This window comes from Aliiglaciecola lipolytica E3 (genome assembly GCF_000314975.1).
GTDB classification, from domain to species: domain Bacteria; phylum Pseudomonadota; class Gammaproteobacteria; order Enterobacterales; family Alteromonadaceae; genus Aliiglaciecola; species Aliiglaciecola lipolytica.
The window spans coordinates 1-14,040 of record NZ_BAEN01000067.1; the positions used below are offsets into that span (position 1 = coordinate 1).

The 14,040-nt window shown below is 40.4% G+C and carries 10 protein-coding genes; 2 read left to right on the forward strand and 8 right to left on the reverse strand.

Going from position 1 to position 14,040, the window contains the following annotated elements; genetic code table 11:
* Positions 1-265 precede the first annotated feature (265 nt).
* The 3 genes from GLIP_RS21965 to GLIP_RS17140 form a co-directional block, all read right to left on the reverse strand.
* Complete coding sequence (locus tag GLIP_RS21965; RefSeq protein ID WP_153886367.1) at positions 266-430, reverse strand: hypothetical protein; 165 nt, start codon at positions 428-430, stop codon at positions 266-268.
* 150 nt (positions 431-580) lie between these two features.
* Entirely contained in the window at positions 581-2,581 is a 2,001-nt protein-coding gene (gene mdoH / locus GLIP_RS17135) for a glucans biosynthesis glucosyltransferase MdoH (RefSeq protein WP_083880134.1), read from the reverse strand.
* Positions 2,568-4,226, reverse strand: a complete 1,659-nt coding sequence (locus tag GLIP_RS17140; RefSeq protein ID WP_008845941.1) for a glucan biosynthesis protein — start codon at positions 4,224-4,226, stop codon at positions 2,568-2,570. The genes mdoH and GLIP_RS17140 overlap by 14 nt, the downstream gene beginning before the upstream one ends.
* A 495-nt stretch (positions 4,227-4,721) precedes the next feature.
* Here GLIP_RS17140 and GLIP_RS17145 point away from each other — a divergent pair, with 495 nt between their 5' ends.
* Together GLIP_RS17145 and GLIP_RS17150 are read left to right on the forward strand one after the other, a co-directional pair.
* Entirely contained in the window at positions 4,722-5,222 is a 501-nt protein-coding gene (locus GLIP_RS17145; protein ID WP_008845942.1) for a hypothetical protein, read from the forward strand.
* Between the two features lie 183 nt (positions 5,223-5,405).
* Positions 5,406-7,865: a S8 family serine peptidase gene (locus tag GLIP_RS17150; protein ID WP_008845943.1), complete on the forward strand. Its 2,460-nt coding sequence runs from the start codon at positions 5,406-5,408 to the stop codon at positions 7,863-7,865.
* Between the two features lies 1 nt (position 7,866).
* On the opposite strand, the gene GLIP_RS17155 is transcribed toward GLIP_RS17150, so the two are convergent.
* The 5 genes from GLIP_RS17155 to GLIP_RS17175 are packed head-to-tail and all read right to left on the reverse strand — an operon-like array spanning position 7,867 to position 13,961.
* Positions 7,867-8,499: a response regulator gene (locus GLIP_RS17155; protein WP_008845944.1), complete on the reverse strand. Its 633-nt coding sequence runs from the start codon at positions 8,497-8,499 to the stop codon at positions 7,867-7,869.
* On the reverse strand, positions 8,496-9,191 hold the full coding sequence (locus tag GLIP_RS17160) for a sensor histidine kinase (protein ID WP_008845945.1): 696 nt from the start codon (positions 9,189-9,191) through the stop codon (positions 8,496-8,498). The genes GLIP_RS17155 and GLIP_RS17160 overlap by 4 nt, the downstream gene beginning before the upstream one ends.
* Positions 9,184-12,225: a protein kinase domain-containing protein gene (locus tag GLIP_RS17165; protein ID WP_008845946.1), complete on the reverse strand. Its 3,042-nt coding sequence runs from the start codon at positions 12,223-12,225 to the stop codon at positions 9,184-9,186. Before GLIP_RS17165 ends, GLIP_RS17160 begins: the two co-directional genes overlap by 8 nt.
* A 36-nt stretch (positions 12,226-12,261) precedes the next feature.
* A complete protein-coding gene (locus GLIP_RS17170) occupies positions 12,262-13,095 on the reverse strand; it encodes an FHA domain-containing protein (protein ID WP_008845947.1) in 834 nt (277 codons plus the stop codon).
* Between the two features lie 32 nt (positions 13,096-13,127).
* Positions 13,128-13,961: a DUF6689 family protein gene (locus GLIP_RS17175; protein ID WP_008845948.1), complete on the reverse strand. Its 834-nt coding sequence runs from the start codon at positions 13,959-13,961 to the stop codon at positions 13,128-13,130.
* Positions 13,962-14,040: the final 79 nt, after the last annotated feature.

Below are 14,040 nucleotides of genomic sequence, written 5' to 3' on the forward strand. Positions count from 1 at the left end.
CGTCTGGAATTTATTCCGGGAAATGTTGGGAATGCCTACGTGGCTAAAGCCACGCCTACAATGGGTGTAGCCCGGAATTTATTCCGGGAAATGTTGGGAATGCCTACGCGGCTAAAGCCACGCCTACAATGGGTGTAGCCCGGAATTTATTCTGGGAATTGTTGGGGATTGTCCAGATATAGTGCTTGTATTATTTGTACTGGTGGTCCAATTAAGCGACCTGTATAGCTGTGACAACCAGTACAAATACCAAAATAGGCCATTTTTACCTGCATCTTCTTCCGCGATTTCGATTGATAATACAGCTTTCACGGCTTTCACCAATATTAATAATATCTGGATTACCTTGTTTCAATTCGGGCAACAATAGTGCTTTAGCTTCTACTAACGTTTCATAACCATTATTCATCATTAGGTTATCTAAGATCATAATTTTATCTGACTTAGGATCAGACTCTGGGTCTTTGGTAATACTCCGAGAGCTGTCGTGATCAGCTATTATTATACCTGCCGCTTTATTACCGGTAGTGATATTGCCTTCTTCGATGCTGTGGAATTATAAAATCACTGTAATTTTACGTTATTTATTATCCACTAATACCGGATTAATCTTCGAACTGTTTTGCTGATTATCTGGGTTTGTTTGTTTATCTCGATTTCTTAAACATTGAATAGGCATTTCGGTCCATTTTTCAGCTGGCAAAGCTGGAACTGATTTATTAAATCGGCTTTGCTTATCCAAATTATTGAGACTCAACCGCAGGGTCTTCATTACAGGTTGTTCGATTACCTCACATGGACAGATAAATATGCCATGTTTCCGTGCAGCAATTCCCATTCTTAAGCTACTTGAATAGTGAATTATTGGTGCACCCAAAATTAAGCCAATTAATACAGGGGCTAACCACCAAAATAATAACGGAGTTAAATACCAGGTTAGCGCCCCCCATAACACTGCCAAAGTAGTAGCAGCCCAAGTGCGTTTCAGTGCTTCAGACCAAGGGACGGTTCTGCCTTCGCGACTTTGCGCATTCCAACTTACGTTTTTACCAGCAAGTGCGTTTAGCACAAAATACGCATGATAAGCCATCATCAATGGTGCGATAACGATTGCCACTACAATTTCAATAAGCGTACTGATGATTAACTTGAAAGCGCCACCAAACTCATATCGACGATAAACCAGAGCATGAATCAGGCTTAGGAACTTAGGGCCTATTAACAATAGTGCAGTCGCAAAAAGCAAAGCAAATATCGAGTCTGACTTATCGACTGGCCAAGCCGGAAATAATTGGTGGGTCGCTGTGAAAAATACATCTTCAGAAGCGGCTCTTACTGTTGCATCTATTGTACTAAGCAATAGCAATACAAACCAAACTAGAGAGGAAACGTATGCAAACGCACCTAACACAAAATGCAACTTACTAACATTGTGTAAATCGTCAGTCTTGAGCAAACCTAAATGCTGTAGATTCCCCTGTACCCAACGACGATCCCGCGTTGCGTAATCAATAATGTTGCTAGGTACTTCTTCGTAACTGCCTTCAAGGTCAGCTAATAGGTAGACATGCCATCCAGCACGACGTAAAAGAGCAGCTTCAACGAAATCATGACTTAAAATCTCACCACCAAACGGCACATCTCCCGGTAGGTGGGGCAAACCGCAAGAGGCCATAAAGGCGTCAATACGAATGATGGCGTTGTGTCCCCAGTAGTTGGCTGTATCTGTTTGCCAAAATGCCTGACCAGCAGCTAGAGTAGGGCAGTATAAGCTGGATGCAAACTGCAAAAAACGACCGAATAACGTGTTTTGTCTAATTGGGATTGGCACGGTCTGGATAAGACCTGCTTTGGGATTGCTTTGTAGCGTTTTAACCAAAGTTAACATGCTATCTGCGGTCATTAAGCTATCAGCATCTAATACAATCATAGATTGATAATTAGCACCCCAGCGTTCACAAAAATCAGAGACGTTACCCACTTTGCGATTAACGTTCTTTTCTCTGCGGCGATAAAACATATGGGCAGCAACGTCATTTCCCATTCTTGCAATTAATTTGTTCCAAGCAACAAGCTCAGCTTCAATGAGCGGCTTTTGCTGCGTGTCACTCAACATATAAAAATCGAAATGCGCCAAATTACCTGACTTTTCAATTTCTTTAATACACGCTTCGAAACCCGACATAATGCGGTTGGTATCTTCGTTATATACCGGCATTATGATCGCTTGACGGTGACGCGTGTCCAACTCACCAGATTGGTTTTTAACCAACGCTTGCTTAAGAGTCACAGGGTCTCTACGTAGCATTAATAATACAAACCCAATAATCGCGCTCCAAAAAGCCGCAGAAATCCAAACAAAGGTTAGGGTAAATAGGAACAACAATACAATTTCGATGACAGTATAACCATCGACAGAAAATATATCTGTCATAGCCCAGCCACCGGCAATTGCTGTCACTAATACACATAGTGCATAAGCATATTTACGCGCCGACTTCGCTGACGCTTTGATAAAGTGTTCATTCGATGTAGGTGACATGTGAACTCCTTGTTGATGTTGCTGATTATTCGATTTCATTTCGACTCCAGACATAGTTCCACACTTCACTGATTGGCTTGCCTCTTAGGGACAGAGAAAGTCGCATGTCTACAGCACGATCTTCATCGGCGTTCAACGTATACGACACTCTCCAACTTTTCTTGTCGGGTAACTGACGTACAATCAATTCGTCATATTTCCCGCCATTCACTTGTAAATTGGCTTCGATCGGTATGTTCTGAGTCAAATTAGTTAATTGATTCTCAGAAAAGTCGACAACAATTTTGCGTACAGTTTTAGCTGGCGGATTATTCTCTCCCGGTAATGCAGCCCAACTATTCATTGCTCGCACTACCGTTGCTAAGTTGCTCTGCTTTAGGTCACCAGATACGGTATTTAAGGTGTAGTTGAACTCTCTGGTTTGCCCTTTCTTGAGTTGCTCTTCTGGCACCCAATAGCTCACAATGTTGTCATTGGTTTCTGAATTAGTTGGAATCTCAACTAGTTCTAAACGTCCCGCACCCCAGTTATTGTCCGGTGTAATCCAGATGCCTGGACGACTATGATAATTGGCTTCAATATCAGAATAGTGGTCAAACTCCGTATCTCTTTGCAGCAACCCAAATCCTTTAGGTTGAGTGTCTTGCATTGAGGTTACTTGCAAGCTTTTAGGATTGTTGAGCTGACGCCAAATCTGCTCGCCATTAGAGGTGATCATCAGCAGACCGTCGGAATCGTGCACCTCTGGTCTGAAGTCATCAAAATGCTTCGTCGTCGTTTCACTCGATAAAAGCATACTGGTTAAAGGTGCGACACCCAGCTTTTCTACGTCAGTGCGTGCGTATATTTGACTATTCACTTTCACTTCCGTGGTAAGCCCAGCGGTCAGCTCGAATCGATATGCACCGGTAACTGACTTACTGTCTAGCAATGCATAAATAACTAAGTTATCCGCTGCACTTTCAGGCTCAATAATCCAGAAACGGGTAAATTCAGGAAATTCTTCTCCAGACGCGTGAGCAGTATTAATGGCAAGGCCACGTGCTGATATACCGTAAGTTTGGCCGGGACCCACTATGCGAAAATATGAGGCACCCAAGAAAACGGCTAGCTCATCTTTATACTGATGTGTATTCAAAGGATAATGGACACGAAAACCTGCGAACCCAGCATCAGGGGGAGCAATTCCTTCTAAGGCTTTCGCTTCATTTTCATAAATAAATTTATCACCTTTAAACGTCACTGTATTACTGCCAGCATTGCTATCGACGAGTCTTAGCATTACGGGATTTTTGTATAAGAATCCCGGGTGAAATAATTGCAGTTCAAATTTGGACTTGTCTTTCCAAATTGCTTTGTCAGGATTGAATCGGATATTTCTATATTCGCTATAGGTCATCTCAGCTAATTGCTCTGGCAGCTCAGAAGAAACTTTTTTATATTCTTCAGTGGAGAGTTTTTTAGCCTGACCCTTAACCATCTCATAAGTTATTTTATCTACATTTGGCTTCGGAATATTCGTTTCCGTTTTCGCAGCTACTTCTTGCTGTTGAGCAGTTGCAAGCTGTGAAGGTAAAAGCAAGCAACTAGGCAGCACTATTCCCGCCAACAGCCATAAAGATGACTTTGTTGGAATCTGCCTAGCAAATCCTTTAATGGCTTTTTGAGCAACCAATTTATGCATTTTCAACCTACCTTTGATTATTTTTCCGTGACTAAAGTCGCTATATGACGTTCAACTTAGCACTTTATATTTGCCTTTCGGCACGGGGAATTTATGTTTATATAAGTGGTTAAGCATGAAGTAGGCCAAATACGATTAACCTGCTGATAAAAACGCGAAAATCAACTTCATATTTTTGTATCTATATGAAAAATAAAGATAAACATGTTTATTGAGGGGGGCAGGGTCAACAATATAAAAAAAACACACTCTAAATCAAACATCCATCTAGGGAATAAACGAAATTGTTGTCTTTTTTTAGCGACACATATTGCAAGTTAGTGCGTATTAGCTGAAAAATTAACGAAAATCAGGGTGTTGGTTTGGTGTATCCAAAAAGTAACTATTTTCAGTTTATGGGAGCAAAACATTTAAAATTTGATACTAGGGGTAAATCCCCATGGCCGATAGGTAACTTAATCGCTAATTTAGCAGAAAATATTTCGGAGATTGGCAATGAAGTTTTTAGCAAAATTGATATTCACATTTGTAATTTTTTCAACGTCTGTAAAAGCAACATTGATTGAATACGAATTCGACACTTTACGATTTGAAAACAATCAAATGATTACCGGTAGCTTTATCTATAACCAAGATTCAAACAATCTCACTGAACTCGCGATCTCACTTTTCGGTCCGCAGTTAAATATTGAATTTGCTTTGCAAGATTTAACAAGTCCAGACGCTTTTTCAATCAGTTTCGACAACAATACGTTTGGAGATTCAGATGAAGAGGGGTTTCAGCTATTTAAAGATGACGTGTTTTTAGCGACCGGTTTATATGGTTTAGGTGCTCAGGATAGTTGTTATGAAGACAGCAATTTTAATCAATTTTGCAATGCTGGTTTATTTACTTTCCAACCAATAGATAACGGCCCTCAATCAGTCAGTGCTCCGCTACCAGTTTTATTAATTCTCTTAGGTTTATTTTTAGGACGTTTAATTCGCCGCAGCTAACTCGCACTTTCCTTTGTGCTTAACGCCCTTTTATGGGCGTTTTTTTATTTTTAACAGAGTGATAAGGCAATTCAGCTAGCGATTTCTAGATTTTAAATAATGAAACTAGGGGTAATCCCTTATATTCGTTCAATATTCACTCGGTAATACTGATGCGGTATTCATTACTAAGAGCAAATCATTATGACAATTATAAAAAATATAAAACGACTTTCTCTAGCGGTCGCCGTTGCTTTACCCGCTTCCTACATAAATGCAAAAACATTTGATCCTGATTTAGCACTTAACATCGCACAAAGCGATGAATTAGAGTTGCATCAGGTCATTGTTACTTTCGATAACAATGGCGCACCACGTGAAGACCAACTATCTGCTTTAGAAGCGTTGGGTGTTTCTAAAGGTATAAGTTTAAACAGATTACCTATCGCTGGGATTCTTGCTACTAAACAACAGATTGAAGCTATTTATGCTCGGGAAGATGTTGTATCAGTATGGAACAATGATCAGTTAACTTTAGAAAACTATGAATCGACGCAAATTACGGGTGTGCAAGCACTTAGAGCTGACCAGAGCTTGCGTAACAACGGCATTCCCTATTCTGGACGTGGAATTGGGGTTGTTGTAAATGACTCTGGTGTAGATGGGTTGCATAGCGACCTAATGTTTCCCTCGCACGTTAAACAAAATGTGCTAGCGCAAACGAATTTACACAGTTTAAGCGACATGCTACCAATTACTTATCAAGAAAATATGCCTAACTCAGACATCGGCGGTGGGCATGGTACTCACGTGGCAGGCACAGTAGGTGGAAACGGTGCTATGAGCTCAGGTAAGCATGCAGGTGTAGCTCCTGGTGCAGATATTATTGGTTATGGATCAGGGGCAGCGTTATTTATTCTTGATACTTTAGGTGGGTTTGATTATGCATTAACTCACCAATACACCTACAACATTCGTGTTATTTCAAACTCATTTGGAAATACAGGTGATGTTGGTACTGAATTCAACCCAGATGATCCAACTAATATTGCCACTAAAGCTTTGGCTGACAATGGCATTATTACGGTTTTTTCAGCAGGGAACTCGGGTTCTGGTGAATCAACTATCACCGGAAACTTTAAAAAAGCGCCTTGGGTTATCACAGTTGCAGCAGGGGATAAGCAAGGCGAATTAGCCGATTTCAGTTCACGTGGTGTAAAAGGAGCAGAACCAAAAACAGTTGTTGTTGATGGTGAAGTGTTCAATTGGGAAGACCGACCAACGGTTACGGCACCCGGTGTTGATGTCATTTCTGCTAGAGCGTCTACGTCTAGTTTAGGTGGGTTAAGTGCTCAAGATGATATTGATATGATTGAAGCAGCTCATCTGCCTTATTATACAGTTTCAAGCGGTACTTCTATGGCTGCGCCGCATGTTTCAGGCATAGTGGCTTTACTTTTGGAAGCCGATCCGACTCTCACTTGGCGAGATGTGAAAAGTGTTTTACAACTGACTGCAACGCCAATGGCTGGTTATGAAGCTTGGGAAACGGGCGCAGGCTATGTAAATGCTCACGCTGCGGTTAAAGCGGTAAAAGAGGGCTCTGAAATATTTGGTGATACCGTTAAATTAAATCGCGACTTTAATGCTAATGCATTGTTAGAAGAAGGAGATCAATTCTCATTAACGGCATCTTATGTGCCTGTTGGAGAACAGCCCGTTGAAACGTTTGAGATTGCTGAAGACGTCAGTTTAGTTTTGGCCTCTGCGACAATTGAGACCGGCACAGCGTTTATTTTGGAAGACCCATTGGGAAATCGTTACGGTTCAGGCATTGGCTTAGTAGCGCTTGGCTCGAATGTGGGCGCAGTTGCTCCAGGTGTGCCGGGGACTTGGAAACTATATGCAAGTGGGATAGGCAGCGTTAGTGGGGTTTCTTTAGATCCATTGGGAGTGACTAATGGTATAGGCATACCGGTAGATGTCGAAGTCAGTATTAGAACGTTAAAAAGCGCAGGTTATGTAGGACTAGACGATGTTCAAAATCATCCTGCTAAATCTTTCGTGGAGTATGTAGTTGGACGTCAATTAATGGATGCGAAAAGTAATGGCTTCAGACCCGATAAAGCCGTCACTAAATTGGATCTGGCGGAAACTATGACGCTTTCAGCTAGCCTGCGTCAAGCTTTAGCTGGAAATCAATCACATTATAATGACGTCAACGTTGAAGATGCAGCTTCTGTGAATTCAGTCACTACTACTGGTAGTCGTTTAGGCGATTTGGTGTTCTCTGAAGACCCTCTGATTATTGCTAATAGTAGTCATTTCGGCGTAAAAACGAAGGTTTCAAAACAACAGGTTGCTTATACTTTAATTCAATCTTTAGGCTTGCAAAGTGAAGCACAAAGTTTCGATAGCGATAGCCCGATAATCGCCATTGTCTTTGGCGAAGCTGTTGAAGTTACAGACAGCCAGCAAATTGATCCTGCGCTCAAAGGTTACGTTCAACAAGCGCTTTCATTAGGTTTAATGCGTGTGGAGATATCGATTGAGCAAGGTCCATTTGACATGGAGCCAACAATTATTGCTACATTCAACCCAGATCACACGGTAACGCGTGGTGAATTAGCGATGTCTTTAACTCAATTAGACCAACTAAATTAAGCTACTCTAGAAGGCCGGCTTTGCCGGCCAATCTGACTAATTCGGCAGAACTACTCACTTGTAGTTTTTTATAAATATTACTGCGATGGTTTTCAGCAGTTTTTAAACTCATTGCTAACAATTCAGCTATTTTTCTACTGGTATTGCCTGCTACAACCAAAAAAAACACTTCTCTTTCACGCCGGGTCAAAACTGAAACTGGATTCAGATATTTGGTCGTATTGTGCATATCAAGATTCTTTTCGACGCTATCGGGAAATGTTGTTCGACCATTTGCTACAGCTTTGATGGCTGATATTAATTTATCCCCTGAAGATTCCTTTAGAATGTAGCCTTTAGCACCCGCTTCGCGCATCGCTTCAATATATTCCTGTTCATCGTGCATAGATAAAACCAGCACTTTACTGTCAGGGCGTTGAGCTAATAATTTATCGATAGCGACTAATCCACTCATGTGTGGCATCGAAATATCCATTACAACGACATCTGGGTTTAGTTTTAAAACCAGTTCAATTAGGGCTATACCATCTCCACATTCACCTATTACTTTAAGATCTGAATCCGCACTAAGTAACTGAATTAGACCCTGTCTCATCAATACGTGATCATCAGCTATTACGAAAGAAATACTCATTTGCAAACCGTTAGTGTAATTCTAGTACCTTTATTTGGCGTACTTTTAATGGTTAATTCAGCATCGAAAGCACGGGCTCTATCCTGCATGCTATTTAAACCGATACCTTGTGTAATGCAGTTATTATCGAATCCATCGCCATTGTCAACCACATCCAGTCGTAAAGTTTGATGATGGCTTGACAGTAGTAACATAACTTTTGTCGCGTTTGCATGCTTAACAATATTAACAAACGATTCTTGGACTATTCTATAAACCAAAATATTGATTTCATGATTGGCAGTCACATCGTTGTCTAATTGCAATTCAACTTCAATATCCTCATGACTAAATAAACTGCGGCTTAGCCACTTTAGAGCAGGAACTAATCCCAAATCATCTAAAATTGTCGGGCTCATCAACCGTGAAAGCTGCCTGACATCAGCTAACGCTAGTTCTGATAATTCGACTAATTCATCTAATTCAGAATACTGCTTTGATAATCCCTGTAGTCTACGGGTTAAACCGGTTAAAAGCTGCCCAACACCATCATGTAATTCTCTGGATAATCTCGCTTTTTCAGACTCTTGCTGGGCCCACAGTCGTTTTGCAAGCTGACTCAACGACTGTTGTTCAGTGTCTAATCGGTTTTGCAATTGAGCCTGTTGTTGTTGAATTTGGGCCAAAAGTTTAGCTAGTTTGTCATCACTCAAGATAATGTTCTCGATAGGCGTCGGCTTGTTGCTCGTTTAATTGTGAAAGCCATTCGGATTGCAGCTCTTGTTGTTTTTGCTGGAACTGGTCACCTTCGAGGCGTGTGTAATAAAGATGATTTCGCCAATAATTTGGATGAGAAACAAGTTGTTGCTGTAATGATCTTTTCGAATCTGCATCAACTGCCTGAATGAAAAGTAAGTCCATATATTGTTGGTAAAAAATAGGTTTAACCATCTCGTTTAATCTTGTCATGATTTTACTATCTAAGGGCAGTTTTAATCTTTCCTGAATATCTAACAAAATCTTCATTTCGGTCATCGCTGGGATTTTTACCTGGTCTAATTGTGAAAGAAACTGTTCAGGTGCACTAGGAGCCAGATCTGATTTAATAACGTTGAGGGCAAATTGAAGCCAAATTAGCACAGCATGTTGCTCTAACATAGTGCTAGATATCATCTCACTGGCATAAGAAAGCTGCTCTTCAAGGCATGCAGTATCAACAATTCTTAAACAGACTTCGCCTTGCCACAAATGAATTTCCGTCAAAGCCCTACTGTCGTCCGTCTGCATTGCAATCTGTTTGGCTTCATCAATTTTGTCCATTGCAGACTGCAAATTGGCATTGGCGAAATGATAATAACTAAACAGCAAATTATTGATCATCAGTTCCTGCTGATGTGCGCTGTCTATTTTTTGCGAAACTTGTTGGAGATAACGCCTAGCCGCTAAATCGTCACCTTTAGCTAAACTTAATTGGGCGAGGTTCTGCCAGGTTCGTAAAAGGTGAGATAATTCGTTGCTTTTACTGAAAAGAGAATTTGCTTGTTGCCAATAGATATCAGCTAATGAAAACTCCCCAGTTAAAAAATGCATATAAGCAACGTTGCTCATACTTTCTGCTTGCTCGATACTACTGCTTTGCGAGACTCTCAAATCTAAACCCGCTTTATAGTATTTGAGGGCGTCGTAATATAGTCCTTGCTCTTCATGTAAAAAACCCAAAGTATCAAGCACATGGGCTTGCTCACCAATATCCCCCTCTTTTTTCAATAACAAGGATGCTTCTTCTAAGGATTCTTTTGCAATATCAAATTGGCCGTTAATTGCGGCAGTGTTAGCGAAGTTAGCTAACGTATTGGCGCGATCTAAGGGGAAATCTTCAGCATTTCTAATGGCTAAAGAATCTTGAAAATAACGTTGTGCAGCATCGTATTCAGACAAGCGTAAATGCGCAACACCAAACGCATTTAACACTAATCCTTCACCGGCTTTATCGCCGGTTTGACGGAAAGTCACTAATGCTTTCGTTAGCTCATTGCTAATAGCCGATTGAGTTTGACCCGTAATAATTTTAAGCCTCGCTAACTCAAACCAAAGTTGTCCGTTGCTAGGACTAATTGTAAGCGCTGCTTGATAATCGTTTATGGCTAAGTCGTTTTGATCCGACCATTGATAAATATCTGCACGTTTAGCCAACAAATCGGCTCTGTTCGGATAAAGCTCCACTAATTTAGCGATGCTTTGCTGTGCCAAAGCTAAGTCTTCATTTAGCTCTGCTTGCAGTAATCGCCCCTTAAGTGTCCAGTATTGACTTTTAGTTGCAAGATTAAACAGACTTTCCAAATTTTTTTCAGTGTTTTCAACATCATAATTATTGAAAGCCGATTCAGCTGATAAGAAAAAGTTTCCTGCAATACTATTGTTTTCGTTTGACGGTGTAGATGTGTTGTCTATATATGAGAATAACTGACTCTGTATTTTTTGTGAGAATTCCTTCAGATCTTGCCCAAGCGTATTCGCGTTTACGGTTTGAGTTATTTCAAACAAAGAAAAATCTTCTGGGTATGTGAATATGCTCGCTCTTACTAAAAAATTATTACCGTCAATATTAGCAATATTGAGCAGGATCATCGCATCTAGATTTAAGAGGGTGGCAAGTTCTACTCGATCATTTGCATTGGTTGATGGTTGTAGTGATAAATTTTCGATGGCATTTTGTGTATGATTTATTGAATTTAACGCTAATTTAGGTTCAGTCTGAAGGGGCAGGGCCAATAGTTGTGACAGTTGAGACAATAGCTCTGAAGTACCATCATTTACCACCGCTAGTTGAACAACTTTGTTTGGTAAGGTAGGCCTATCTGGTAGCATTATCCGCACAGCCAAAAGTATAACGACTGTCATTATAGATATCGCTATAAACAGCCCTTTTTTACTTACCTGATATGACGAATTATTTTCTGAGAGTGATTCAATTACGAGATTCAGCGTCGGTCTTGAATCTGGATGAGGGTGGGTCAATTTAGCTATCAATGATTGCTGCTTGCGCTTCCATTTGGCCGACATAGCATTGTTTTTCTCAAAGGTAACCGCTTTGAGCATCACATCTAACACTTTTCCTGCACTATATGCCTCTGACGTGGGGCTTGATTGACCAGTATGAATCACTTCTGGTGCAGAATATTCTTTATGACCGCTGGTCTGTTCTTGCTTACCATCAATTTGACCAATGCCAAAGTCAATCAATCTAAGTTGGTTATTCGAATCAATGATTATATTGTCAGGCTTTATATCGCCATGTTTGATCCCCGCAGACTGGCAAGCAATCAAGGCATTAAAAAGTTGAATACTCCAATCTTGATACAGTGATTTTGAAATTGGTTGGGTAATCCGTTTAAATAATGGCTCTCCCTCAATGAATTCCATGGTAAAAAATATGAGGCCACTATCTTCATAGACATCAAAAATACGAATTATATTAGGGTGTTGTAGTTTCCTAGCAAGCAGAACTTCATTTCTAATGCTATTCAAGCTCTGGGGATCTTGGGCTGACGATTCGACTACTTTGATTGCGATTTCGGTTTCTAATAACTCGTCATAAGTCAGATAGACATCAGCTTGCGCGCCATTACCTATGGACTTCAAAACTTTGAAACGTTTAGCGAGAATTCTACCTTCTTTTATTTCGGGCGCAGCAACAAATGCTTGGGTATCCAAGTCGTTTGAATTGTGAGAAGTGCGGTCCGTCAACTAGCCACTCCAGTAGAAACCTCATAAAAATGGAGATTAGTGGTTACGTGCTAGTGAAATATTATGTTCTATGGACTGAAATAACAAACGTAAAGATAATAAATTTGCAAATGACTGGATTAACTTGATATCGGTTTGCGTGAAAAATTGCTTTCCTGAAGTATTGTCTGCGTATAAAACGGCCTGAGGTTTGTCACCTATAAAAACAGGAACACACAAAGCTGCTTGAATATTGTTCTTTATGACACTGTGTTGATTTGAAAACGTTTCATGGTCTTGCAAGGTTCCAAGTGCTAATGGTTCACGCTGCGCGAGACATTGGCGGATAATTGTTTTACTGCCACTAAAGTTGTCACTGTCCATCCAGTCTTCAAACCCCAAGCATTGTTGTAAACTCTGGTCTTCATTGACTAAAATCAGTGCCGCTCTTTCACAACCAAGAGATTGGATTAAGCAATGTTGTACAGTTTGCAGTAGGTCTTGGCTACTCACACACTTATTAAACTGTTTACTTAGTTGCTGTAATTGATTTTTACGCCACTGTGATTGGCTATTTAATACCGTTAATTGTTTATGAGTTAATTGTTTGAAGCGACATGATGCAGGCCCAAGTCGAATAATGCTTTCATCATCTAATTGAATGGAATCAACCGGTCTGCCTTTTAGATAGCTACCGCTACTACTGGTGTCCTGAAAAAGCCACCGCTCGTTATCCATAGAGATTAGTTTCGCGTGATTGCGTGAAACCTGAGGATGGTCTAAAACCACATCTGCTTGAGCGGAGCGGCCGATTGAATAATCCCCGCCCTCAAACAAAATATGCTCGGCGACCCAGCCGGACTGGGTGGAAATGTTCACTTGCATCGGCATAGCTTTATATCCTCAAGTTCACACTATCGGTATTAAATAACGCGTAAACTGTATCTCAGAGCAATTAAATGGGTTAACAATTCGCCTTGTATGTTTACTAGATCACCTGATGATCTCCATACATTAGACATACCTGTGTTACTCGCCTGCTCAACGGTTAAAATTAAACTTTCAACTATGCTTAGAGCAGAGCTGTAGTTTTGCATAAATAACGCGTTATCTAAGTTAGCAATGCTAGTCTGTAAGCTCGATAGCAATAAACTGTTTATATTAGATTGATTGTTATCCAACACGTCTTCAAGCTGTGCAAACTTGTCACTAAGTATTTCACTGTCATCGCGCTCATCTAACAAAATCATGAACTCTGAAAAACGGCCTGTATTTCCTCTAGCTCTAATGCTACCAGCTGAAACCATTGAAGTGATATCTTCAAAATCTCCACCATCGTGGGATGTAAACAACCGAGCCGGCATTGAGGATTGATAACTAATTGCTTTAGTGTAAATTTCTACACTTGCTAAACCTTCAAAGCCAAAACCTTTATCCGTTTTTGGTGAGATAGTTACAACCACTGGAAAAGTAGAAAAGATAGATACGTCATTTGCTGGTAAACGATTTAATATATTAAGGTCATTTACGTTTACCAAAGTCGCACTTATATCTATGTTATCAGCAGAAAGACCAATGCTATCTTCAAACTCCAAGGTTAAATCGACTTCTATTTGAACACCCACTTGTAATTTTGCTTTTAATGTATCGCCACTAACCGTTGTGCTTACAGGCGTGACAACTTGAGCAACACTGGAAAGAGAAAAACAAACCATAACCCATACCATTGCAGCCCAGTATATATGACTTATTTTCATAATTAATTCCTCGCAAACTTCAGAATCTCTACATTAGCTTAAATTGGTGGCCCGCACAAATTGTGACCACCAACTTTTA